The 23,561-nt window shown below is 34.9% G+C and carries 24 protein-coding genes; 12 read left to right on the top strand and 12 right to left on the bottom strand.

The window, feature by feature from the left end:
• The first annotated feature begins 74 nt into the window (after positions 1-74).
• Genes CSUIS19073_RS00230 through CSUIS19073_RS00200 form a run of 7 tightly spaced genes read left to right on the top strand, consistent with a single transcriptional unit; the run spans position 75 to position 5,732 of the window.
• Complete coding sequence (locus tag CSUIS19073_RS00230; protein WP_086236563.1) at positions 75-440, top strand: c-type cytochrome; 366 nt, start codon at positions 75-77, stop codon at positions 438-440.
• Positions 430-1,701, top strand: a complete 1,272-nt coding sequence (gene hemL, locus CSUIS19073_RS00225) for a glutamate-1-semialdehyde 2,1-aminomutase (protein WP_086236562.1) — start codon at positions 430-432, stop codon at positions 1,699-1,701. Before CSUIS19073_RS00230 ends, hemL begins: the two co-directional genes overlap by 11 nt.
• The gene (locus tag CSUIS19073_RS00220; protein WP_086236561.1) at positions 1,698-1,946 is read left to right on the top strand and encodes an AtpZ/AtpI family protein; all 249 of its coding nucleotides are present in this window, start codon (positions 1,698-1,700) and stop codon (positions 1,944-1,946) included. Before hemL ends, CSUIS19073_RS00220 begins: the two co-directional genes overlap by 4 nt.
• Positions 1,943-2,395, top strand: coding sequence for a hypothetical protein (locus tag CSUIS19073_RS00215; protein ID WP_086236560.1), 453 nt, complete (start codon positions 1,943-1,945; stop codon positions 2,393-2,395). The genes CSUIS19073_RS00220 and CSUIS19073_RS00215 overlap by 4 nt, the downstream gene beginning before the upstream one ends.
• On the top strand, positions 2,382-3,602 hold the full coding sequence (locus CSUIS19073_RS00210) for an MFS transporter (protein ID WP_086236559.1): 1,221 nt from the start codon (positions 2,382-2,384) through the stop codon (positions 3,600-3,602). The genes CSUIS19073_RS00215 and CSUIS19073_RS00210 overlap by 14 nt, the downstream gene beginning before the upstream one ends.
• Positions 3,586-5,463: a flagellar hook-length control protein FliK gene (gene fliK, locus CSUIS19073_RS00205; protein ID WP_086236558.1), complete on the top strand. Its 1,878-nt coding sequence runs from the start codon at positions 3,586-3,588 to the stop codon at positions 5,461-5,463. Before CSUIS19073_RS00210 ends, fliK begins: the two co-directional genes overlap by 17 nt.
• A gap of 2 nt (positions 5,464-5,465) precedes the next feature.
• Complete coding sequence (locus tag CSUIS19073_RS00200; protein WP_086236557.1) at positions 5,466-5,732, top strand: FlhB-like flagellar biosynthesis protein; 267 nt, start codon at positions 5,466-5,468, stop codon at positions 5,730-5,732.
• On the opposite strand, the gene zupT is transcribed toward CSUIS19073_RS00200, so the two are convergent.
• The 10 genes from zupT to CSUIS19073_RS00150 form a co-directional block, all read right to left on the bottom strand.
• Positions 5,729-6,598: a zinc transporter ZupT gene (zupT, locus tag CSUIS19073_RS00195; protein WP_086236556.1), complete on the bottom strand. Its 870-nt coding sequence runs from the start codon at positions 6,596-6,598 to the stop codon at positions 5,729-5,731. The genes CSUIS19073_RS00200 and zupT overlap by 4 nt on opposite strands.
• 141 nt (positions 6,599-6,739) lie before the next feature.
• Positions 6,740-7,729 (bottom strand): isopenicillin N synthase family dioxygenase, encoded by a 990-nt coding sequence (locus CSUIS19073_RS00190; protein WP_086242058.1) that lies wholly within the window; start codon positions 7,727-7,729, stop codon positions 6,740-6,742.
• A 28-nt stretch (positions 7,730-7,757) separates the two neighbouring features.
• On the bottom strand, positions 7,758-8,747 hold the full coding sequence (locus tag CSUIS19073_RS00185; RefSeq protein ID WP_086242057.1) for a hypothetical protein: 990 nt from the start codon (positions 8,745-8,747) through the stop codon (positions 7,758-7,760).
• Positions 8,748-10,640, bottom strand: coding sequence for a methionine--tRNA ligase (gene metG, locus CSUIS19073_RS00180; protein ID WP_086242056.1), 1,893 nt, complete (start codon positions 10,638-10,640; stop codon positions 8,748-8,750).
• Between the two features lie 18 nt (positions 10,641-10,658).
• Complete coding sequence (locus CSUIS19073_RS00175; RefSeq protein WP_236845247.1) at positions 10,659-10,976, bottom strand: hypothetical protein; 318 nt, start codon at positions 10,974-10,976, stop codon at positions 10,659-10,661.
• Entirely contained in the window at positions 10,969-11,802 is an 834-nt protein-coding gene (locus CSUIS19073_RS00170) for a class 1 fructose-bisphosphatase (protein WP_086236552.1), read from the bottom strand. Before CSUIS19073_RS00170 ends, CSUIS19073_RS00175 begins: the two co-directional genes overlap by 8 nt.
• Position 11,803: 1 nt before the next feature.
• The gene (locus CSUIS19073_RS00165) at positions 11,804-12,364 is read right to left on the bottom strand and encodes a molybdopterin-guanine dinucleotide biosynthesis protein B (protein ID WP_086242055.1); all 561 of its coding nucleotides are present in this window, start codon (positions 12,362-12,364) and stop codon (positions 11,804-11,806) included.
• A gap of 57 nt (positions 12,365-12,421) precedes the next feature.
• Entirely contained in the window at positions 12,422-13,519 is a 1,098-nt protein-coding gene (dapE, locus tag CSUIS19073_RS00160; RefSeq protein ID WP_086236550.1) for a succinyl-diaminopimelate desuccinylase, read from the bottom strand.
• Between the two features lies 1 nt (position 13,520).
• Entirely contained in the window at positions 13,521-14,129 is a 609-nt protein-coding gene (locus CSUIS19073_RS00155) for a LysE family translocator (RefSeq protein ID WP_086242054.1), read from the bottom strand.
• Positions 14,126-16,324, bottom strand: a complete 2,199-nt coding sequence (locus CSUIS19073_RS00150) for an endonuclease MutS2 (RefSeq protein ID WP_086242053.1) — start codon at positions 16,322-16,324, stop codon at positions 14,126-14,128. The genes CSUIS19073_RS00155 and CSUIS19073_RS00150 overlap by 4 nt, the downstream gene beginning before the upstream one ends.
• Positions 16,325-16,554: 230 nt before the next feature.
• Here CSUIS19073_RS00150 and CSUIS19073_RS00145 point away from each other — a divergent pair, with 230 nt between their 5' ends.
• Genes CSUIS19073_RS00145 through CSUIS19073_RS00125 form a run of 5 tightly spaced genes read left to right on the top strand, consistent with a single transcriptional unit; the run spans position 16,555 to position 20,543 of the window.
• Entirely contained in the window at positions 16,555-17,085 is a 531-nt protein-coding gene (locus CSUIS19073_RS00145) for an OsmC family protein (protein WP_086235236.1), read from the top strand.
• An 11-nt stretch (positions 17,086-17,096) separates the two neighbouring features.
• On the top strand, positions 17,097-18,152 hold the full coding sequence (locus CSUIS19073_RS00140; protein ID WP_086242052.1) for an acyl-CoA dehydrogenase family protein: 1,056 nt from the start codon (positions 17,097-17,099) through the stop codon (positions 18,150-18,152).
• Between the two features lie 12 nt (positions 18,153-18,164).
• Positions 18,165-19,082 (top strand): ABC transporter substrate-binding protein, encoded by a 918-nt coding sequence (locus tag CSUIS19073_RS00135; protein ID WP_086236545.1) that lies wholly within the window; start codon positions 18,165-18,167, stop codon positions 19,080-19,082.
• Positions 19,079-19,813 (top strand): ABC transporter permease, encoded by a 735-nt coding sequence (locus CSUIS19073_RS00130; protein ID WP_086236544.1) that lies wholly within the window; start codon positions 19,079-19,081, stop codon positions 19,811-19,813. The genes CSUIS19073_RS00135 and CSUIS19073_RS00130 overlap by 4 nt, the downstream gene beginning before the upstream one ends.
• Positions 19,800-20,543, top strand: a complete 744-nt coding sequence (locus CSUIS19073_RS00125) for an ABC transporter ATP-binding protein (RefSeq protein ID WP_086242051.1) — start codon at positions 19,800-19,802, stop codon at positions 20,541-20,543. The genes CSUIS19073_RS00130 and CSUIS19073_RS00125 overlap by 14 nt, the downstream gene beginning before the upstream one ends.
• 23 nt (positions 20,544-20,566) lie before the next feature.
• Here CSUIS19073_RS00125 and CSUIS19073_RS00120 read toward each other — a convergent pair whose 3' ends face one another.
• On the bottom strand, positions 20,567-21,319 hold the full coding sequence (locus tag CSUIS19073_RS00120) for a flagellin (RefSeq protein WP_086242050.1): 753 nt from the start codon (positions 21,317-21,319) through the stop codon (positions 20,567-20,569).
• A gap of 63 nt (positions 21,320-21,382) precedes the next feature.
• Complete coding sequence (locus CSUIS19073_RS00115; RefSeq protein ID WP_086242049.1) at positions 21,383-23,410, bottom strand: TonB-dependent receptor domain-containing protein; 2,028 nt, start codon at positions 23,408-23,410, stop codon at positions 21,383-21,385.
• Positions 23,411-23,561: the final 151 nt, after the last annotated feature.

Here is a 23,561-nt window from a genome sequence, read left to right as displayed (position 1 = left end):
TTAGTCCTTTTATGTATTTTTTAATTACAAAAATTGTATCATACCTAAATTCAAATTAAATTCAAGTGAGATATATGAAATTTATTACTTTTTTTTTAATTTTTACTACTTTTGCATTTAGTAATGAGTTTATCACCAAAAATGAATACGCCAAAATGCTATACCAAAATCCAAGAGGCATAGGATGTAATAAATGCCACGGCGATAAAGGAGAGGGAGCATTAATCGTCAAATATAAAGCATTTAATAAAAAAAGTAATAAATATGAGGAGAGATCTTTAAAAGCACCAAGGATAAATAATCTTGATTTTGATAGATTTAAATCAGCCGTTACGGACTCTAAGGGCATTATGCCATCATATTTTCTTACTCAAAATGAGATTTTAAATTTGTTTGAATACATAACTTCATTTAATAAGGATAAAAAAGATGAGAAATAAAGATGAATTTCTAGAAGCACAAAGGTATATCCCAGGTGGGGTAAATTCTCCAGTGCGTGCCTTTGGCTCAGTTGGCTCTACTCCGTTAATAATCGATAGAGGTGAGCGTGAGTTTATCTATGATATTGAAAATAATGAGTATATTGATTATGTTTTAAGCTGGGGGCCACTCATCTTTGGTCACTGCGATAAGGATATAGAAGATGCGGTAATATCAACAGCTAAAAAGGGTTTAAGCTTTGGCGCACCATGCTTACTAGAGACTAAACTAGCTAAATTGGTTTTATCTAAATTTCCTCATCTTGATAAAATTCGCTTTGTTAGTAGTGGGACTGAGGCTACTATGAGTGCCATTAGACTAGCTCGTGGATATAGCAAAAAAGATGGAATTATCAAATTTGAAGGGTGCTATCACGGCCATAGCGATGGATTATTAGTCAAGGCTGGAAGCGGTGCTACGACCTTTGGATACTCAAGTAGTTTAGGCGTCCCAAATGATATAATAAAAAATACCCACCTAGCAAAATATAATGATTTAAATAGCGTTGAAGAGTGCTTTAAAAATGCCGATATTGGCGTTATAATCGTTGAGCCAATTGCTGGAAATATGGGTCTAGTCCCTGGTAGCGATGAGTTTTTAAATGGTCTTAGAAAAATTTGCGATGAAAAGGGTGCGGTGCTAATCTTTGATGAAGTTATGAGTGGATTTAGAGCTAGTGCCACTGGTAGCTATGGATTAAATAATATTAAGGCCGATATAGTTACATTTGGCAAGGTTATTGGCGGTGGTATGCCATGTGCAGCATATGCTGGTAAAAAGGAGATAATGGAGCTTATAAGCCCACTTGGTGGGGTGTATCAAGCTGGAACGCTAAGTGGAAATCCCGTTGCTATGGCCGCTGGACTGGCTGCGTTAAATAAAATTTATAATACGCCAAATTTATATGATGAGCTAGAGCAAAAAAGTAAATTTATCACAAATAGTATGCTACAAGCTGCTAAAGAGAGTGGGATTGGATTACAAGTTGAAGTGCGTGGATCCATGTGGGGATTTTTCTTTAGTGAAAATCCAGTTATCAACTACGCCCAAGCACTAAAAAGCGATACAGATAGATTTGCTAAATTCCACGCTCAAATGCTTAAAAGAGGCGTATATCTAGCACCAAGTCAGTTTGAGACTTGCTTTGTTTGTAAGCCACTAAGCCAAACAAGCTTAGATAAGACCGCACAAGCTATAAAAGAGAGTTTTAAAGAGTTATGAGCCAAAAAAGTAAAAAGATAAACACGGCCATAAAAGCCGCTGATAGCCTAAGCCTTGGTATATCAATTGTAGTTGCGGTGCTTATAGGATTTGGAATTGGCTGGGGGCTAAAAGAGCTAACTAGCTCAAATTGGGGGCTTGGAGTTGGTATTTTCATAGGCGTTGGTGCGGCGATAAATAATATCTACAAAGCCTATAAATCTCAAGTTAAAAGCTATGAAGAATTTAATAAAGAAAAAAGATGAAATTTAAAAATTTAGCTATTTTTTATCTAATTTTAGATGCTCTGCTAATCGCCATTACTTCAGCTTATGGTGCTGTGGAGCTTCTAAATTCGCAAATTGCCTTTATCTGTTCGAATTTAATACTATTTGCTAGTTATCTTGGCTATAAAAATAGGGTTAAAAATAGAAGTATAAACTATGAATTAAGCGATAAAGAGCTTGAAATTTTCGAAGATGAAGAAAATGAGAATAATCAAAATATCAAAGATGATAAAGATAGCATTAAATTTCGTAAAATCGATATTTTAGGTGCTTTTAAACCACTTAGATTAATTAGCTATCTTATATTGATTGTAGCATTTTTTGCCCTGCTTAGAGCTGGGATTTTTGAGCCTATATCATTTTTAATGGGACTTGCTTTAATGCCACTTGGGGTGTTTTGTGCGGGGGTATTTTATGCGAGGAAGTAAAAGAGCTATAATATCCCTAAGTGCCCTATTTATCGGCGTTAGCTTTATATTTATCGCTAGTGGCTTAGTAGTTAGCTCAGGCGGGGTTTTACTCAATGATATGGGTGCTTCAAAGACGCAAATTGGCTTTATTACATCTTTATTTTTCCTTGGCGCACTTACTTGTACCATAGTCTCTCATAGGCTTATCTCTAAGGTCGGTCATATGAGAGCTTATGCGATTTTTACGGCTCTTTTTGCTATTTGTGCGTTACTTCATGATATGAGTGATAATCTCATATTTTGGGCAATTTTAAGATTTATGCTTGGCTTTTGCTACTATAGCATTGTGCTAATTGTAGAGAGCTGGCTAAATGAGAAAACTCCAAATTCCATTAGATCAAGAGTTTTGGGGTTTTATGAGATTGTATTTTACACAGCTTTTGCTATTGGTGCGGTGATTATGAGTATGAATTTAAGCGTTACAAAGGTATTTATCATTGGAACTATATCAATTATAATTGGCTCAATTCCACTAAATTTTCTTAAAATCAAATCCCCCAAAATTCCAAAATCTATAAATATAAGCCTACCTAAAATCTATAATATCGCCCCATTAGCGTTAGCTACTAGTATAATTGCTGGTCTTAGTATGAATGGATTTTTCTCAATGGCATCGCTATTTATAATAACGCAAGGCTACACTACGGCTCAAGCTGGGATATTTATCATAGTTGGAATGTGCGGAGGCTTTATAGCTCACACTATTTTTGGAGTGATTTCAGATAAATTTGGTAGAAAATTAGCCATAATTTTAGCCTCTAGTATAGCATTTTTAGCCTCTAGCACTTTTGTGCTTATCAATCCTTCTATAATAATGCAGTATATTATAGTATTTTTTTTAGGGTTTGGTATATTTGTGTTATACGCTTTAGCTCTAGCTAGAGCAAATGATGTCCTAACTGACAAAAACGCCTATGTAGAGGTGGTAAGAGCCTTGCTATTTAGCTACTTGATTGGCTCATTCTTATCCACTATTATAATAGGATTTTTGATAAATCAATTTGGTTTTATAGCCTTTATTTTTTATTACATTGCCTTACTAGCTTTTTTGATAATCTTTGCTATTTTTCAAAAAAGTGTGCCAAAAGCTCAAGAGGTGGCATTTGCCCGTCATAGCGGTCATAGCATAATATTTGATGAGTTAAATAATGATAATAGTAAATAATACCCCAACCCAGCAACCATCTCAAAATAAAGATGAGAAAAAGACCACTTCTAAAGAAAATAGCTCAACAACAGCTCTAAATGATGGCAAAACCATCTTAAAAAAGCCAAATATAGCAATCGAACAAACCAAGCTTGATTTGGAGCTAAATAAATTTTCATCAAAGCTATTAAATGCTCTAAAATCAAATTTAGATGATGGCTCATATAAGCAAAATGCCCTATCGCAGATCAAATCCTCTCAAGTAGCTCCAAATTTAGCCAAAGATCTAACCGCCATATTAAAATCTATAAAATCCGACCCATCTCTAAATGAGCTAGGTGCTAAGCTTGAAAATTTCATTAAGCCAGTTGAACATATCAAAGCGACAAATATCGCTCAAACTATCAAAGATACAGGCGTTTTACTGGAGGCTAAACTAGCTCAAACCCTAAGCCCAGAGGTACTCCCAGCCAACATCAAATCACTACTATCACAGATGAAAAACACAGCAAATAAGGATCTATCCATAGCTTTTATGGCGCTAGCTAATACCCAAAGCGACCCAGAGCAGAGCCTTAATGCCCTTTTAGATATTTTGCAACAAAATAGATTAAAAAATAGCCAAATATTGAAAAATTCAAATTTCAAGCCCCTTTTAGACGCTAATACAAAGCTTGAATATACGGCTAAATTTTTAGACAAAATCGCCAATCAAATTCAAACCAACCCCAAAAATCCAATCTCAATAGAGCAAAACATTTCACGAGCTATAAATCAAATTCAAAACATAATAAAAAATATGGAGGCAAATCTATCGCAAATTAATTTTAATAATGCAAATTTAAAAAGCATAAAACCGCTAAATAATCAACTAAATCAGATAATTACAGATATTAAAGATACTCTATCAAATATAAAATCTCAGCTTACCACACCAATCAAAGCCACTCCAAGCAACAATCAAGCAATAGATATTATAAAAAATTTAGACCCAGCAATATCAGCAAAGCTAAGCCAAAATCTCCAAAATAGCAAATCCCAAATCAACCTACTAAATCAAGAGCCAAATAGCATATCTATACAGCAAACATCTCAAAGCATACCAGATATACAAAGCCTAACAAACGCTATAAATCCAAACCAAAATAGCATAAATTTAAATAATTTTATTCAATATATAAACACCGATGCTAATAATCTAAATTTACAAGATAAGCTATCAATGGCTGCTAGAAAGCTCTCAAATATTATTAACTTTTTTGATAAAAATAGCTTAGAAGCTAAAAAAAATTTAACAGAGCTAAAAAGCTTGATTAAAGCTACAAATTTAGCTAAGAGTGAAATATCAAATATAACTCCAAATGATAATAATATCTCAGCCCAATCACTACAAAACGATCTTAAAGCCACGCTTTTAGCCCTAAAAGACGCTACGGCTAACCAGCCAAACCAAGCTGCATTAAATCAAAATATAAATAGACTTCTAACTCAAATTGAGATGCACCAGCTAATTAGCTACGCACAAAACTCAATCCAAACCTACTTACCATACTCGTGGGACGCTTTAGAAAGTAGTAATATAGCCTTTAAACAAGGCAAAAAAAAGAGATTTTATGCTAAAATCGATCTAAATTTTACCCATTTTGGAAATGTAGATATAGTAATTGCTCTAAGTGATAATAAATATATAGATATTAGCATTGCTACTGGAACAGCGGAATTTAAAGATCTAATCTTAAGCTCTAGTAAGGAGCTAAAAACAGCGATTACATCTCTTGGGCTTATAGTAAGTAGCTTTACCCTAGCTCACAAACCTAAAAAAACTCCATATAGCCAAATAGATAGAGCATTTGATTTTGGCTTTAATAAAAAGGCGTAAATATGGCAAAAAAGATTAAAAAAGCCGTTGCTTTAGGATATAATAAAGATAGAGACAATGCTCCAAAAGTCCTAGCTAGTGGCAAAGGCGAAGTCGCTCAAAAGATAATAGAAGCTGCCAAAATATATAAAATACCAATCAAAGAAGATAGCGATTTAGTCGAGATCCTAAGCAAGGTAGATATAAACCAAGAGATCCCGCCAAATCTCTATAAGGCAGTTGCAGAGGTCTTTAGCTTCTTATATCGCACTACAAAGCTAAAGCACTAAATTCCAAGTAAAATAAGGCTTACAGCCATCACAGCCATACCGCCAACTAACCCATATAAACTATCGTGTGCTTTATCATAACTTCTAGCAGCAGGGAGCAACTCATCAAAGCTGATAAATACCATAATTCCAGCTACCACACCAAATATAATAGCCATTAATGTTTCATTTAAAAATGGCATTAAAATAATTGCTCCCACAATAGCCCCAATTGGTTCAGCAAGTCCAGACAGACATGAGTAGGCAAAGGCTCGTTTTTTATCATTAGTAGCGTGATATATAGGTAGTGATACAGCCAAGCCTTCAGGTATATTATGCAGTGCTACGGCTATAGCAATTGCTAGTCCAAAACTAAGAGAGTCAATACTACTAATAAATGTCGCAAAACCTTCTGGAAAATTGTGTAAAGTAATGGCAAAAGCGGTCATAATCCCTGTTCGCTTTAGGCGTTTTAGCCCTATATTGCTTATACCAGGGTGATAGGTGGGGCGAGGCTCATTATGGCTAGGCAAAGGGCAGAATTTAAGCTCATCAAGGCTATCTTTTGGCTCATGCGGATTTAAATCACTTGGTATAAACTTATCTATCAAAGCAGTAAATATAATCCCACCAAAAAATGCTAAAAGCCCTATAAATTCAGCATTTTTGCTATCATAAATTCTAGCAAATTCACTCATAGAATCAGGCAAAATCTCCATAAATGATATATAAATCATAACACCAGCACTAAATCCTAGCCCCACACTAAGTAGCCTAAAATCATCTTTTTTGCTAAAAAATGCAATAATCGCACCAATAGAAGTGGAAAATCCAGCAAAAAGCGTAAGCAAAAACGCATAAAATATCTGACTAAATTGAAATTCCATTTAAACACCTAAATAATAATTTTTATTATTAAACAATAAATTAGCTGAATTTTAGCTTTAAATAATAATTTTTATTATTTAATATGACATATTGATTAATATAGCAATAGAATTCCAAAGGCGAAACCACGCCTTTGAAATTTAAAAACTAAATTTATCCACAAGATCGCTATGATGGACTTTAGCCACATCTGGATGAGATCTTATCATTCTTTTAAAGTAATTTTGAGCCACATTTCTAAGAAGTGGATTTTTAGGATCTGTATCTACTCCTGTGCTCTCTTTTTTAAGATGCTCTGGAAGCTCTAAAATTGGTATATCCTTATCAAGCTGAACGCCTAAAAAATATGCTATAGAAAATCTCTCATTAGGGGTTAAATTTACTCTATGTATTGTAGCTTTTAGATAGCCATTTGTAGCAAGCTCTAAAAATTCGCCTATATTTACAACCACAGATCCATCCATTGGTGGCACATCTATCCACTCTGAGTTTAGCAAACCTTGTAATCCTGACTCCCTATCTTGAAAGACAAAAGTAATCAATCCACCATCTTTATGCGCCCCAACGCCTTGAGTATTTCCATCAAATGCCGCTAGATAACGAAGTAATTTAGCATGTGCGTATGAATTCTCCCCATAAAGCTTATCAAAAGAATCCTCAGGCAACTCAAGTGCCATAGCAAAGCCTTTAAGGAGTTTTAGCGTAGCTAGGCTAGTTTGGTCAAACCAAGCATTAAATTTATCTCTAAGCTGCGGGATCTGCTTTGGAAATAGATTTGGACCTTGAATTCTCATCCAAATAGGCGAGTTTTCATCCCAATCTAGAGCCTCTTTATCACTACCAGCGTCTATTTGCTCTCTATAATCCTTACCGCCGGCTGTATATTCGCCACCTTCTTGCGAGTAACCCCTAAATTGCGGTGATTTTAGCATTGAAATTTCTTCTTTTTCTTCTAAGCTTAGAGCAAAAAACTCCTTACTAAGCCTTTGTAGCTCCTTACAAAGCTCTAAATCAATGCCGTGATTTATCAAATAACAAGTCCCAAAAGTAGTAAATATAGATTTTAAATCAGATATAAATTTATCCCTATTACTATCAAGCTCATTTAGATCCAATATCGGAATTTGCATACCCATCTCCTTTTTGTAAATTTAATAATTAAAATAGCGTTGGCTCTACTAAGCCTTGATTTAATGCCATCTCCACATCTTGATAATCTTCTAAAATCAAAGCATATCTAAACTCATCTAGCTTCTTAATATCGCCAATATCACTATATATAAAATCAGCCATAAAAGCCACGCTACTACCGGCCTTAGCGCAGATAATTGCGTCGCTAAATTTCGCTCTTAGGCTGCTTGCTTCAATCTTAAAAAGCTCCTCATCGCTCTCGCAAATTATAGCCCTATGGCTTTGCCCAAATTCTTGAATATTAAAAAATCTATCCACAAAAATAGCCCTAAAATGGTTAAATTTATCAAAGCTATTAATCCTAAATCCCACGCCACATTTATCAAAAAAGCTCATTATATTGACTAGATCTTTGATAAAGATATTTGGGAATTTAAGCTCATTATAGTAGCTATCTTTAAACAAAATTGTAGTGTAAAATAGCGATCCATTATCTATCAAATTATAGTGTAAATCACTCAAACTATCATCATTTAAGCTAGAGTAAGAAAAGCTCAACTTATCTATCATTGTCTCATCAATACTCATAATATATGCGTTATTATCGGCTTCTATGATCTGCATAAAAGCTTGATTTAGATCGCAACTAAGCAAACATAGAGATCTAGGTAGATACAAACACTCTAAAATTGAGCCTTCTAGTCTTGTAAGATGGATAAATTTAAGCTCTTTTTGTGCTGAGAAAAACCTCATCAATCTTATCATAGCCATAACCACACTATCAACCCTAATTATAGCTATCTCATCATCTTTGCTATTTAAACTCAAATCAGTTATAATCGCATAAGCCCCACTCTTAATAGCAAGGAGAGCGTCATCTATCGTAGCATTTAAAGCTAGATATGCCATACCGACTTTTATTAAATTTGGATCTAGGCAAAATCCATTTATCATACTGATTTTAGGGTTGTTTTTTAGTTCGCCATTTACTAGCGTGGTTAGGTTTTCTATTCTCATTTATCCGACAATCGCTCCATTTTTTACATTAGCATGAGTGCCTAAAAGAGTTAAGCTTCCATCTTCTGCGCTCAGTATCATACCCTCGCTTAAATGCTTAAATATCTTAGCTGGTTTTAAATTAGCCAAGACGCAAACTTGCTTGCCTATTAAGCTTTTTGGCTCATAATATTTTGCTATACCGCTGATAATTTGCCTTGGATTTTCCTCGCCTAAATCAATTTTAAATTTAAGCAATTTATCGCTACCTTCGATATTATCACACTCTAAAATAGTGCCAACTTTGATAACGCACTTTTTAAAATCATCTATTTTAATCTCTTCATCTTTAGATTTAGCCTCACCAATCTTTGCCACTGGGGCTGGAGAGATTAATTCATGCTCTATTTTAGCAAATAAAGGAGTGGTAGAGTTAGCTTTAAAATTGCTTAAATTTGGGTTTATTATAAGCTCATTATAGCTATTAGTATCAATTTTAAACTCCAAAGTCTCAGCTATTTTTTGAGCTGTATTTGGCATTGCTGGACTTAGCAAAATAGCAACCTTAGCCAAAAGATTTGCCACCAAGGCCACCAAGGCATTTGCCTCATCAAATTTATTATTCTTAATCAAATTCCAAGGCTCATACTTAGCCACTAAAGCATTTGCCATATTTAAAACTTTCCAAAGCTCTTCTAAATATCTATTTGGAGCGATCTCATCTAGACTAGCAACTGCTTGATCTATATGTATTTTAGCCGCTTCAAGCTCACTTAAATAGAATTTCTTAACATCAGCTGAATTAATAATATTATTTGAGTATTTGGAGCTCATACCTACTATTCTACTTAATAAATTGCCTAAATCATTGCTTAATTCGCTATTTATGCGATCTATTAAAGCCTTTTGAGAAAAATCCCCATCTTGACCAAATGGTACCTCTCTTAATAGAAAATATCTAAACGCCTCTAGACCATACGCATCGGCTACCTCTTTTGGATTTACGACATTGCCAAGACTTTTACTCATCTTAACCCCATCTCTAGTCCACCAGCCATGTGCTGCTACGCTAACTGGCATAGGCAGATCAAGACTCATCAAAAACGCCGGCCAATAAACCGCATGAAAACGCAAAATATCCTTACCAACCATATGCAAGGTATTTCCCCAATACTCCATCTTCTCTTCATCCCTAGTATATCCTAAGGCTGAGAGATAATTAACTAGCGCATCTAGCCACACATACATCACATGCTTTGGCTCATTTAGCTCTTTTGGTAGCCCAATCCCCCACTCAAAGCTAGTCCTAGTAATAGATAAATCCTTAAGTCCGCCTTTGACAAAGCTTATTACCTCATTTTTTTTGCCTTTTGGAAGGACGCATTTATCATCTTCATACCATTTTAATAATCTATCTTGATATTTTGAAAGAGCAAAAAAGTAGCTCTCTTCTTTTACCAGCCTAGTCTTTTTACCACAATCAGGACAGCACTCATCATCTATTAGTTGATTAGTAGCAAAGAAACTCTCACAGCTTACGCAGTAGCTACCCTCATACTCCCCTTTATAAATATCCCCCTTTTTAAGCATTTTAGAAAAAACATTTTGGCTAGTTATCTTATGATAATCATCAGTAGTGCGGATAAAATAATCATAGCTAATGCCAAATTCATCCCATAAAGCCCTAAATTTAGCACTTACCTCATCTGCGTACTCTTTTGGGCTTTTGCCTCTAGCTTTAGCAGCCTCTTCTATCTTTTGGCCATGCTCATCTGTGCCTGTTAAAAAAAAGACATCATCGCCCCTTAAGCGATAAAATCTAGCTAAGGTATCGCAAATTATCGTAGTATAAGCGTGTCCGATATGCGGGACATCATTTACATAATATATTGGTGTGGTTATAAATTTCTTCATCATTTTCCTTTAAATTTACTAAAAATCAAACTGACCTCCACGGCCTTCATTCATCTTTTCATATGTAGATTTGACATAATTATCCCTTATATTACACTCAAAAATCATATCACAATCCATACAACTACTTAGATTGTTTGCTTTTTGACACTCTTTAAGCCTAGCTATGGCAATATCAAATTGCAAAACTACAAACTCCTTAATCATATCACAACCAAAGACTCTTTGGCATTTTGCACAGCTATCCCCAGATGAGTTTTGAGCTATACAGTTATTTAGTGCTATTTTTTTATTCTCAAGCTCATCAACGCCTTTAAATTCAGCAATCTTAGCCATTTTTTACTCTATCAATCTCAAATTTAGAACCAAAATAGCAAGGCGTAGTCTGATGAGTTTGCTCAATTTTAATATCCAATAAACTATCATTTACCCCATTAGTCGTAGCTCCACCAGCTTTTTCATATATATAGGCAAATGGCAAAACCTCAAAGGCAACTCTAAGCTTGCCATTTGGCGCGTCAGTCGTAGCTGGATAGCTAAATAATCCCCCACCTTTTAATAAAACTTGATGTAAATCACTTACCATAGCACCGCTATATCTAAGCCTATATCCATCATCAAACAGCGATTTTATCATAGCTCTATGAGAGTCGCTCCAACCTTTTTGAGTGCCACCTGTAGCGTTTATCTTGCCCTTTTGATTTAACTCTAAATTCTTAATAAATTTAAACTCATTATCTCTATTTAACCTAAATAATTTCACGCTATCATCGCACACTACTAGCTCCACTCTTGGCCCATAAACACTATATAAAGCAGCTACTAAATTCCTAGCCTCCAAAGAGCCTTTATAAACCCCAAATATCGATCCAACGGCGAAATTTACATCCACTAAGCTACTTCCATCAAGCGGATCATAAGCGATGATATACTCACCGCCATCATTTACGCTCAAAGGAGCATCTTTTTCTTCGCTAATTATAGCTTTTATGCTGCTAAGCTCTTTTAACCTATTTTCTATTATCTCATCACTTAAAATATCAAGCTTTAGCTGAGTATCGCCAGTAGCATTTGAGCTTGTCGCATAGCCTAAATCCCCATATTTTAATACTTCGCTAATCTTAATAGCTATATCTTGTACTGCTTTTATAATCTCTTGCATTTTATACCCTTTTTGCGTTTTTATCTATCCATTTTATAATATCATCTATATCATCAAGACCAAATTTATCCCCATCAGCACTAACATCAACATTAGTCGCAAATGCATCACTAAATGGAATAAAATCATCTATAACCTCATCTCTAAAAATCGTAATTTTAGGGAGTTTTAAGCTCTTTAACCCCTCAATTAATAAATAATCAAACTCACCAAAGTAAGCCGCCAAAATCTCTAACTCACTACCAAAATTATCTAAATTTGGCTCAAATTTCTCATTTTTATCTTTGTGTAATTGCGAATTTATCCTATCACTACCGCCAAAAAGCCCACTTTTTAAAAAAATCGATGTTCTATTTGGGCTTACTACTGCCACATCTGCACCAATACTGCTATAGATATAGCTATCCTTGCCAGGATAATCAAATTTCGCCTTATCGCCTGGATCGTGCTTGGTTATTGCTACTTTAAATCCACGAGATATAAGCTCCTTTGCCACCTTAGATATGAGCGTTGTCTTGCCACTTCCACTAGCCCCACTGAAGGCTACAGCTAATCTTTTAATGATATTTCCTTTTTGAATTTCCCATAATTTTAGCCAAAAAAATCTTAAAAAACGAAATCATTTAAAATGTAAAATCAAATCGCTAAAAATCTCATAAAGCTTCTTTATCTCACTTACGCTTACTCTCTCATCTACTGCGTGAATTCTATCATTTACGACTCCGCACTCCACCACAGGAATGCCAAAAGCAGCAAAATATCTAGCATCGCTTGTCCCACCAGTGGTGCTAAACTCAGGCGTAATCCCACAAACTCTCTCAATGCTATTTTTTAAATTTATAGCAATCTTAGAGTTATCATCAGTTAAAAATGGCTTTGAGCTCTCTTTTAGACTTAGCTCATACCTAAGCCCATTAAAGATTTCATCACAATACCCCTTTACATCTTCGTAGCTAGTTTGGTCTGAATTTCTGATATTAAACATTATTTTAAGCTCACTTGGAGTTACATTACACACCTCCATACCGCCTCTAATATCAGTGATTACTATCTTTGATGGGTCAAAATATCTGCTTCCAGCATCCATATCATATCCAGCAAATTTAGGCAAAATTTGGCTTACTTGATGGATTGGATTTACGCATTTAGATGGATAGGCTGCGTGGCCTTGGACGCCCTTAATAGTGATAACACCATTGATAGAGCCACGGCGACCTATCTTTATCATATCGCCAATCTCATTAGTAGATGTAGGCTCAGCCACTATAGCAAAATCTGGCAAAGCATTATTATCTTTTAAATATCTTAACGCCTCTTTAGTCCCATAAATTCCATCGCCCTCTTCATCGCTTGTTATAATCAAGCTTAAAGTTCCATTAAAATTCTTACTATCCTTACAAGCTTGTAGCATAGCTGCTACTCCGCTTTTCATATCTTGAGCGCCACGAGCGTAAATATATCCATCTTTATCAACTGGCTTAAATGGATCGCTACTCCACCCATCTCCTGGCGGAACTACATCGATATGCCCTCCAAAGCATAAATTTACCCCATCGCCAAATTTTTTAGTAAGAATGAGATTTTTTACCCCATTAATCTCTAAAAATTTAGCTTCAAACCCACTCATATATCGCTCAATATAGCTCATCGCACCATCATCATCTGGCGTGATACTCCTAAATTTAAGCAACTCTTTTAAAAGCTTTATAACTTCCATTTTAACCCTTTAAAAATGTATTAAATATAAGAATAATAGCAAATCCAGCCATCAAAATTGCTGAGATATAAGCAAATGCTATTTGAGCTTTTTGGCTTATAAATTTGCGTGAGCGACTAACTATAAAGGCTAAGAAAACCACCCAAACAAAAATAGCTACAAAAAGCCCAGCAATACCCATCATAGCACTAGGCAAAACCGCCACAACACCACTAACTGAAACCCAAAAGCCAATTATATATGGATTTACAATATTCATAAACGCACCTTTGATAAAACAGCTCCAAAAGGAGCCATCTAAACCCCGCTTTTGACTAATCAATCTTTTAGCCCCATTCAAGGTCAAATACGCAATATATAATAAAAAAATCGCCCCAAAAATAGCTAGAATTTGCGTTAGTAGCTCATTTTGACTAAATTTCAAAACGCCAAAGCTAATAGCAAACAAATATATAATATCCGCAGCCATCGCTCCAAGCCCCACTCCTAAACCAAGGCGAAATTTAACCAAAGCATAACTCATAATCAAAATACTCACAGGCCCAATAGGCACCGCCGCACCAAAGCCTAATATAGCCCCTTGTATAAATCCTTGGATATTTTCTGTCATAATTTTACTACCTTTGAGCCAAAGCCACCCTCACTTGGCGTCCCATCTCTAAAGGCTTTAACGCTTGGGTGGGATTTTAGAAATTCTTTTATAGCATAAGCTAATTTTCCTGTGCCAATGCCATGCTTTATTAAAACCTCATCAAATCCCGCTATTAACGCATCAGAGATAAATTTATCCAATCTATAAATAGCCTCATCGCTCCTAAGACCATGAAGGTCAATCATCACACTAGCTGATTTAGGGCTAGACAAGCTTATATTTACACTTTTTGGGTTATTAAGTGGTTGATTTGTAAGCTTTAAAAGCGATATTGGCACTCTAAAGCTAACCCCATTGCTATCTATAATTGCATGATTTTTACTAAGGCTTAAAACCACCCCTTTAATCTTATCATATTTTACCCTATCGCCTACTTTTAACTCTAAAGGCTGGCTTATAATCTCAGGCTTTTGGATAGCCTTTGCTATGGAATTTGCGCTATTTAAGCTTCTTTGTTTATCTTTTATATCTTTGAGATTTATGCCTCTTTTAGCTTCATTTATAGCCTTATAAAACTCATTTTCTAATGAGCTTAATCTAGCTCTTAGCGTCTCATCAGCTCTGATTTTAGCCTCTTTAGCCTCATTCAATAACTCATCTAATCTTAGCTCTTTTTCTTCTGTGCTTTTAAGCTTTAATTTTAACTCTAATTCTAAATTTATAGCCTTAGAAATCATCTCATTTAAATTCTCTTTATCATCGCCATAAGCACTCTTTGCACTAGCTACGATATTTGCTGGAATTCCATATCTACTAGCAGTCTCAAAAGCGTAAGATTTGCCTATAATGCCTTTTAAAAACTCATATTTTGGGCATGAGTTTGTCTCATCATAAAGTGCTGCTATTAGCTCAACTTCGCTATTTTTAGCTAGCAACATAGCAAGGCGTTTGTGGTGAGTGGTGATAACCATCTTTATATCATTTTTCATCATTGTCTGAAGCAGTACACTATATAGACTAGCAGCCTCTTCAAAGTCCGTTCCTAGCTCTATCTCATCAACTCCGATTAATATCTGTTTTTTAGATAAAACCTTAGCAAATCCAAGCATTCTACCAGCAAAAGTTGATATATCATTTTTAGAATTTTGCGGATCTTCGATTATTGCTTGAAATTCCTTAAAGCTACCAATGCTAGATTTAGCACTATTTATACTCATTGGAAGTAGGTATTTAGCTAGCATTGCAGCACTCATTATGCTCTTTAATAGCATACTTTTACCGCCAGCATTAACCCCAGTGATTAAGAGAATTTTCCCACGAAAATCCACGCTTACTCGCTTTGGATTTTTAAGCGCTGGATGGGCAAATTCGCTTAAAATTATATCTTTACTAGAGTTAGCTAAGATAAAGCTATAATCCCTACTCTTAGCAAAATTCACCCTAGCAATCAAGCTGTCTACATAATCAAAGGCTGAATTTATAAATTTTAAAAATGGCAAATTTTTATTAAAAATCGCACTAATTGCCTTAGCATATTCAAATAAAATTTCCTCTTTTTTATCTAATAAATCGCTCTGTTCGCTCTTTAATTTGCTTACAATATCAGGCAAAATATAGAAGTATCCACTACTACTTCTAGCTATTACCGCACCTTTTAAAGCGTGGTTAAATCCACCACGAACTAAAAGAGCCTCATTTGAATTTACATAGTGAATTTGCGTATCTACTAGATATGGGCTTATGCTTTTTGTATAAATTAGCCTTTTTAAACTCTCATCTATTTGCTGTTTTTTATTTTTGTAGGCCTCATTTATCGATATTAAACGCTCATCAATGCTCTCTTTAAATTCCCCATTTTCATCAAAATACTCACAAATTTTATCAATGCTAGATGGAATTTCAATCTTATCTAAATAACCACGCATTTTATCACCGAAATTTTGCGATTTTAGGTAGTTAAAATACTCTATAATCTTGCTAAATTCATATATCTCGCTAATGTGTAAAATAGCTTGTTTGGATATTCGCATTAGCGCTTCATCTAAATTTGCTACCTCTTTTGGACTCTTTAGATTAAGCTGGGAGATCTCCTCTATTTTCTCATAATTTGCCCTGCTATCGCCACTGATAAAAAGCGGCTTAGGTCTAGCTAAAAATCCATTATACGCACTCAAATACTCGCTTAAATCTAACTTTTCAAATAGCTCTTCCATAAATTCTCACAAAAATAATTTAAAGCTCAATTATACTAATTTTGCCTTAAATCTATCCATTTTAAGGGACTTTTAGTGGTAAATTTAAATTATATAAATTAAATTTAATTTATATAATTTAAATATATATTTAATTACTTTATATTGACAAATATCTAGTTTATTGATATAATTGCTATATTAAAAGATAAATATATCTTTTTACTATATTTTAAAATAAAGGAGACAAAATGGCAAATTGTGCTATAAATTCTTGCACTAGACTAGACCCAATTGACAAGGCTGGTTTAGAGGCTTTAATCAAAGCTGGAAAAGAGAATCCAGATGTTATAAAAACACTTAAATGTCGCACAGTCGCAGAGGGAAAATTCCGCCATGCAAACTATATAAGAAATCTACCTGCATATATCGTAGATGAGCCGCCAACACTTCTTGGAGAAGATACCGCACCAAATCCTAGCGAAGCTGTTTTAGCCGCTCTTGGAAGTTGTATAGCAGTAGGAATTCACGCAAATGCGATCGCTCAAAATATAGTTATCACAAAGCTTGAAGTTGAGCTTGAAGGTGATCTAAATATAACTGCTGTTTGGGGAACTGGCGATCTAAGCGAGAAGCCACTTGGATTTACAGATGTAAGAGTAAATGTGATATTAGAAAGCAACGCTGATAAGGCTAAACAAGACGCACTAATAGCTCACGCTTTAAAATACTCACCGGTTGCAAATACCTTGCTTAGAAATGTAAATTTAGAAGTTAAATAAAAGGATGCAAAATGGCACTACAACAATTAGAAAAATTAGCACACTCCATAGATAAAGATGGAATTTACCCAAAAGAGTTATTAAAGCAAATAGCTCAAAATGGCGATTTTGCCGTTTTGAAATCTAGAGCTGATATATATCAAGCTATTGAAAATATAGCTAAAATTTCAAATATTTGTGGGACAAGCGGATTTTGCATGTGGTGCCAATTTGCAATCATCTACTACTTGATAAATAGTGATAATCAAGAGCTAAAAAACGAGCTATTACCAAAGCTATATAGTGGTGAAATTTTAGGCGGTACTGCACTATCAAATCCTATGAAGGCCTTTGCTGGGATAGAGAAAAACCATCTAAGTGCTAAAAGAGTTGAAGGCGGATATATCATCAATGGCACCCTTCCTTGGGTCTCAAATATCACTGAAGATAGCGTATTTGGCGCTATAGCCATAGATGAAGATAATGATCCTGTAATGGGTGTGATAAGAGTTGGTAAAAACGCCACCTTAAAATCAAATATCAAATACGCCGCACTTGAGGGCTCAGCTACTAAAAGCGTGGTTATTAAAGATTATTTTTTAAGCCATAGCGATATTTTAGCCACAAATATATATGAGTATCTAATCAAAATAACGCCAGGATTTATACTCTTACAAACAGGCATAGCCGCTGGAATCATAAAAGCAGCCTTAGATGAGATAGAAAAATCAAACAAAACTCACGCCGATATAAACTCATATTTAAATATAAATTTAGATGAGCTAAAGGGCGAATTTAGCAATCTTTTAGATAAAATTAAGCTTATATCAAAAGATGTAAATGGTATAGAGCCAATTGAAATTTTAAAAGCAAGGCTTGAAGGCTCACTTCTAACTCAAAAGGTCACAAATGCGGCGGTCCTGTTTTGCGGGACTAAGGGGTATTTTGAGAAATCCCATGTAGCAAGACTTCAAAGAGAGGGCAACTTCGTTCTTATAGTAACGCCTAGCATAAAGCACCTTTTAAAAGAGATAGCTCAAATAAAAGCTGGTTTTGGCTGCATAAAATCATGGCGAGATAAATTATAAAAAGGATAAGATATGAATAGAAGATACGCACTTGGATTTTTAGCTGGTTTTTTGGCTCTTAGCACCACTAAGAGTGTGGCAAATTCTAAATTTAAAAAAGGTATTAAGATAGGATATCTGCCGATTTGCGACCACTTAATCATAATTGCTAAAGATATTTTTAGCAGTGATGAGTTTAGTATAACTCCTATTAAATTTGCTAGTTGGGCTGATTTAAGCGAGGCTTTAAGGGCTGGGGCGATTGATGCGGCCTTTTTACTAGCTCCACTTGGACTTATGCTAAAGGGTAGCGGTGTGGATATAAAAGCCATTATGGCCGCTCACAAAAACGGCTCATCTTTAGTGGTAAATAAGAGCATTAAAACAATTGATGATTTAAAAGGCAAAAATATAGCGATTCCATCGAGATTTTCTAGCCACTACTATATCTTACACAAGCTTTTAAGCAAGCACAATATAGAGGTAAATTTGGTAGATATGGCACCTACTGAAATGCCTTTTGCCTTGCTGACAAATAGAATTGATGGATATATCGTCGCTGAGCCTTTTGGACAGCTTGGTGTCCAAAGAGGAGCTAGAAATTTGATATTAAGCAAGGATATTACGCCAGATCATATTTGCTGCTTACTAAACTACTCTAGTGAGTTAGCAAATTCCAATATAGCAGACCAGCTAACTAAGGCATTTAAATTAGCTGCGAATTTCATAGAAAAAAACCAAAAAAAAGCTGCCATAATAGGCTCAAAAATCCTAGCCCAAGATGCTAATATCATCAGCAAAATTGTAGAAGAAAATATAGTATCTTATAATGATTTAAGGGTTAAAAAAGAGGATTTAATAGCCTTAAAAGAGTTTTTAATATCACAAAATTTAGCTAATGATGGGCTAAAAAATCTAGATATAGATAGCTATTTGGTGGAGCAAATATGAGATATATCTATCAAATATTAGTTTTGATTATAGTGATATTGTTGTGGCATTTTTTAAGCTCAGATCTTGTCGCATCACCAGCTCAGACTATAGAGGCATTTAGGCTAATAATAGCTAATAATAGCCTTCCAATAGGGATAATCGACTCTTTATATAGATATGTTTTGGGGCTAATATTTGGTGTGGGTTTTGGTATTTTAATTGGCTTTATATTTGGGTTTAATCCCAAATTCGCTAAGGCATTTGATCCATTATTTAACCTTTTGCGTCCCATTTCTCCTATAGCGTGGGTTCCTATGATATTAATCATCTTTGGGATTGGAGATTTGCCAACTATATTTATCATAGCCTACTCTGTCTTTTTCCCTATGGTTTTGCTCTCTACAAAAGCCATTAAAGATGTTCCTAGTGAGCTTATTATAGTGGCTAAAAACTTTGGTGCATCAAGGTGGCAAATTTTAAAAAGCGTGATATTTCCATCTAGCTTTTTATCCCTTATATCTAGCCTTAGATTAGCAGCAGCTCTAGCGTGGATAAATTTAGTCGTTGGCGAAATGCTAGGGGCTCAAACTGGGCTTGGATATATCATCATAGATAGTAGAAATCAGCTTAGAATTGATATTTTAATAGCTACTATCATCACAATTGGCGTTATAGGAATGGCGATAAATGCTATATTTGGCTATATAGAAAAAGTAGTATCAAGGAAGTATGGCTATGATAGAAATTAGTAATTTAAAAAAATCTTTTAAAGATATTTGCGTTCTTCATGATATAAATTTGCGTGTTGATGATGGTGAGTTTTGCGTTCTTTTAGGGGCTAGTGGAAGTGGCAAAAGCACAATTTTAAAGATATTAAGCTCACTTGAGAGTTTTGATAGTGGGAGTATTAAATTTGATAATTCTGAGTTTAAAAATCAAATCCCAAGCTCTAAAGATAGACAAATCATAATGCAACACTACTCGCTAATGCCGTGGCTAAACGCAGAAGACAATATCAAATTTGCTCTAAAATGCTCTGGGATAAAGGATAAAAATAAACTAGAAAATATATCTAAAAAGTATCTTAGCCTAGTTGGGTTGGGAAATATATCTAAAAAATATCCCCACTCACTAAGTGGCGGTCAATGCCAAAGAGTAGCTATAGCTAGGGCTTTAGCATTAGATCCGCAAGTGCTATTTTTAGATGAGCCATTTAGTGCTTTAGATCCAGTAGTTAGAGCAAATTTACAAAATGAGCTTAAGGATCTAACTAAAAACAAGCAAGTAATATTTGTAACTCACGATATAGATGAGGCTATACTTTTGGGTGATAAGATTGTCGTTTTACATAATGGCAAGATAATAAAAGAGATTAAAAATCCCAAATTTACCCCAAATACTCCAAAATATTTTGAGCTAAAATCTGTAATATATAAGCTAATTAATGGTGAAATAGAAAATATAGAATATATGATATAAGATAGCCAAAATGGCTATCTTGCTTATCTTAGTAGCGATGAAACTTGTTGAGCTAATAAACTCATATTGTGAGCAGCCGCCAAAGTCGTGCTATTGAGCTGTAAATTTGCGTTATTTAAATCACTTAAATTTTTTACTATATCGTTATTTTGTAGCTGTGATTCACTAGCTTTGGCTGAATTTGCTGCTGTGATAGAAGAGTTGATATTGCTTAAAAGCCCTTGTTGAGTGCTACCGATATCAGCTCTCATAGCATTAACGCTATCTCTAAAAGCAGCTATGCTATCTTGAGAATTAATATCGATTGAGCTGATATTTGGAGCGTTTAACGAAATTCTAGTCTCAGAGTTTCCAGTTTGAAAATTTAAAGTTGAACCAAAGATATTATTACCATTAAAGCTAGTTGAATTTAAGGTATCTTGCATAGATGTTTTTAGTGCTTCAGCCTCACTTGTGATGGCTGATCTTGCATTGCTATCCATTGCTAGACTAGTTGAGCGAATTGAAAGCTCGTTTAATCTATCAGCACCACTTGTTAAATTTTGCAACGCACCATCAGCAATCTGCAATACCCCAATTGCGTCATTTGCATTGCTAACGCCTTGAGAGATGGCATTTGCATTGCTTAAAAGTGCATTTGCTATAACCATATTAGCACTATCACTACCGCTTATAGCACGATTTGCAGAGATATTATCTAAAGCTTTATTAGCACTATTTTGAGCGTTGTTTAGATAGTAATTTTGCATACTATTTGAGTAGTCATTTATCTTCATCTCATACTCCTTTATTTTGTTATTTAACGAATTCTACTACTAAAGTATTAAAATTTGCCTTAATTAAAAATCAGCTCTAACATTTAGCCAGAAATTTCTACCAGGAATTATTCTTTGATATTGATTTGTGTATGATAGTCCTCTACCGCTAGTATATGTAACATAATCTACAAAATTCTCATCAAGCAAGTTATTAATAACCGCACCAATGGTAATTCCATTGCTAAATTTATAATTTACCCCCAAATCAACCACATGCATATCTTTATAATAATCCCCCACGCCAGAGTTAGCGATATTTGCGTTATCTGTTGGAGTTTTTAGCTTTGCACTCCATCTAAGGTATGTATCCCAACTTTTGGCTTTATAAGATAGCTTAGTAGATAGATTGTGAAGTGGGATATCATTTAGAGCTTTGCCCTTATCTTGTCCGCTTTTTTTCTCTGTTTTAGTATATCCATATGAGAAATCAGCGTAAATTCCCCTTGGAATGATATTTTCAAAAAGCGCCTTAGACTGGATACCTAGCTCAAAGCCTTTTGATATAGCTTTATCAACATTTTCATATATTGAGCAAGCAGTCCCACCATAGGCGCCACAATCTCCATATCCATTTGGCAATTGCTGACCGCTCTGATAAGTTTGAGTTGAGATAGCATCGCTAAATTGCGTATAAAACGCAGTTGCGCTGATATCAGCCCATATCCACTCATATATGGTGCTTATCTCATAGCTTAGGGTTCTTTCTACATCTAATCCATTATTGCCGTATTGATCTGCGGTGTCACGAGAGCTATAATATCCATCATATCTACTACCTAAATCTGGCGCTTTAAGACCACTACTAATACCAAATTTAAATGTCAAATCTTGAGTTGGATATAAATTTAGATAAAATCTTGGGTTAAAAAATGTCCCATAAGTCTCTATGTGATTTACCCTACCGCCTAAAGTAGAGCTAATATACTCGTTAAATAGATATTCACCCTCAGCATATCCGGCAATTGTGTATTGATTGGCACTATAATTTGTTTGGTGATTATTTAAGCTTTCAAATGATAGATATGGACCAAAATTCAAAATCAATGAGCCATAAGAGCCATAATCAAAATCTAGCATATTTTGATTACTAAAAATTAGATTATCATATTTTACCCTATTTGCTCTGTTTTTATTGCCCTTTTCATCGCCGACATTTGCTATTATGTGTGGTATTCTTTCTGTTAGGGCGTATTGGATATATGAGTTTGTCTTACCCCATGAGTATTCACCGCTATGCCCAATTGAGTTATCGTATTTGTGATACTCTCTTACTGCTGTTACTTGAGAGCTACTAGTATTTAGCGTCCCTAAGCGTTGAAATCCATATTCGCTATCTAAATATATCGAATTTGCCCCATCAATATCATAATTGATCTTACCACCTAATGAGTAATTTACATACGCAGTTGGGCTGTGAGAGGTATATGGATTGTTACTTGGGCGAGCTTCGGTATATCCTGGGATATCTTTTTTAAGGAATTCATTTTTATCACTATCATAATACTTCCCACGCAAACTAAGAGTAACGCCATTGCCAAGCGGAGCAAATACATTACCATTTAATCCATACATATTACCCCAAGTATCGTGGTGCTCTTGGAGTCTTGACTCTAAAGAGATTGTCGCTGATGCTTTATCGGCGCTTTTTTTAGTAATTATATTGATAACCCCACCCATCGCATCTGAACCATATATGAGCGATGCTGGGCCACGGATTATCTCAACTTTTTCTATCATAGAAACCGGAGGTAAAAATCCACTAGTAGAGTCAAATCCATTGCCATCAAAAGCCGCATCCATATTGATGCGTTTGCCATCTACTAATATCAGGGTATATTTACTAGCCATACCACGCATTTTTATAGCTGAAGAGCCGGTTTTGCTAATCTCGGTGCTAACGCCTGGGATATCTTGGACGATATCACCTAGGTCTCTTATGGGGCGATTTTGAATTTCATCGCCACCTATAATGCTAATTGTAGCTGGGGCGTCTTTGATGCTTTGAGCAAATCCGCTATCTGAAACTACAGATTTATCCAGCACTGCCACATCATTAGCTTGTAGTGCTACCCCCCCCCTAAAGCAGTAGCTACAGCTACAAAAAAAGTCTGTTAAACATAAGTTTATCCTTAATAATAATTATTAAAAGCAAAATAATAACAAAAGAAATATTAATTTATTATAAATTTTGATAATCATT

Source organism: Campylobacter sp. RM19073 (assembly GCF_024723495.1).
In the GTDB taxonomy this organism is placed as follows: Bacteria; Campylobacterota; Campylobacteria; order Campylobacterales; family Campylobacteraceae; genus Campylobacter; species Campylobacter porcelli.
The sequence above is the reverse complement of the archived record's forward strand: the minus strand, read 5'-3'. Positions and strand labels throughout refer to the sequence as shown.

What these genes read in the sequence shown, in the direction of transcription:
- CSUIS19073_RS00230 (WP_086236563.1), top strand. Translation starts at nt 75, where the DNA reads ATGAAATTTATTACTTTTTTTTTAATTTTTACTACTTTTGCATTTAGT.
- hemL (WP_086236562.1), top strand. Translation starts at nt 430, where the DNA reads ATGAGAAATAAAGATGAATTTCTAGAAGCACAAAGGTATATCCCAGGT.
- CSUIS19073_RS00220 (WP_086236561.1), top strand. Translation starts at nt 1,698, where the DNA reads ATGAGCCAAAAAAGTAAAAAGATAAACACGGCCATAAAAGCCGCTGAT.
- CSUIS19073_RS00215 (WP_086236560.1), top strand. Translation starts at nt 1,943, where the DNA reads ATGAAATTTAAAAATTTAGCTATTTTTTATCTAATTTTAGATGCTCTG.
- CSUIS19073_RS00210 (WP_086236559.1), top strand. Translation starts at nt 2,382, where the DNA reads ATGCGAGGAAGTAAAAGAGCTATAATATCCCTAAGTGCCCTATTTATC.
- fliK (WP_086236558.1), top strand. Translation starts at nt 3,586, where the DNA reads ATGATAATAGTAAATAATACCCCAACCCAGCAACCATCTCAAAATAAA.
- CSUIS19073_RS00200 (WP_086236557.1), top strand. Translation starts at nt 5,466, where the DNA reads ATGGCAAAAAAGATTAAAAAAGCCGTTGCTTTAGGATATAATAAAGAT.
- zupT (WP_086236556.1), bottom strand. Translation starts at nt 6,598, where the DNA reads ATGGAATTTCAATTTAGTCAGATATTTTATGCGTTTTTGCTTACGCTT.
- CSUIS19073_RS00190 (WP_086242058.1), bottom strand. Translation starts at nt 7,729, where the DNA reads ATGCAAATTCCGATATTGGATCTAAATGAGCTTGATAGTAATAGGGAT.
- CSUIS19073_RS00185 (WP_086242057.1), bottom strand. Translation starts at nt 8,747, where the DNA reads ATGAGAATAGAAAACCTAACCACGCTAGTAAATGGCGAACTAAAAAAC.
- metG (WP_086242056.1), bottom strand. Translation starts at nt 10,640, where the DNA reads ATGAAGAAATTTATAACCACACCAATATATTATGTAAATGATGTCCCG.
- CSUIS19073_RS00175 (WP_236845247.1), bottom strand. Translation starts at nt 10,976, where the DNA reads ATGGCTAAGATTGCTGAATTTAAAGGCGTTGATGAGCTTGAGAATAAA.
- CSUIS19073_RS00170 (WP_086236552.1), bottom strand. Translation starts at nt 11,802, where the DNA reads ATGCAAGAGATTATAAAAGCAGTACAAGATATAGCTATTAAGATTAGC.
- dapE (WP_086236550.1), bottom strand. Translation starts at nt 13,519, where the DNA reads ATGGAAGTTATAAAGCTTTTAAAAGAGTTGCTTAAATTTAGGAGTATC.
- CSUIS19073_RS00155 (WP_086242054.1), bottom strand. Translation starts at nt 14,129, where the DNA reads ATGACAGAAAATATCCAAGGATTTATACAAGGGGCTATATTAGGCTTT.
- CSUIS19073_RS00150 (WP_086242053.1), bottom strand. Translation starts at nt 16,324, where the DNA reads ATGGAAGAGCTATTTGAAAAGTTAGATTTAAGCGAGTATTTGAGTGCG.
- CSUIS19073_RS00145 (WP_086235236.1), top strand. Translation starts at nt 16,555, where the DNA reads ATGGCAAATTGTGCTATAAATTCTTGCACTAGACTAGACCCAATTGAC.
- CSUIS19073_RS00140 (WP_086242052.1), top strand. Translation starts at nt 17,097, where the DNA reads ATGGCACTACAACAATTAGAAAAATTAGCACACTCCATAGATAAAGAT.
- CSUIS19073_RS00135 (WP_086236545.1), top strand. Translation starts at nt 18,165, where the DNA reads ATGAATAGAAGATACGCACTTGGATTTTTAGCTGGTTTTTTGGCTCTT.
- CSUIS19073_RS00130 (WP_086236544.1), top strand. Translation starts at nt 19,079, where the DNA reads ATGAGATATATCTATCAAATATTAGTTTTGATTATAGTGATATTGTTG.
- CSUIS19073_RS00125 (WP_086242051.1), top strand. Translation starts at nt 19,800, where the DNA reads ATGATAGAAATTAGTAATTTAAAAAAATCTTTTAAAGATATTTGCGTT.
- CSUIS19073_RS00120 (WP_086242050.1), bottom strand. Translation starts at nt 21,319, where the DNA reads ATGAAGATAAATGACTACTCAAATAGTATGCAAAATTACTATCTAAAC.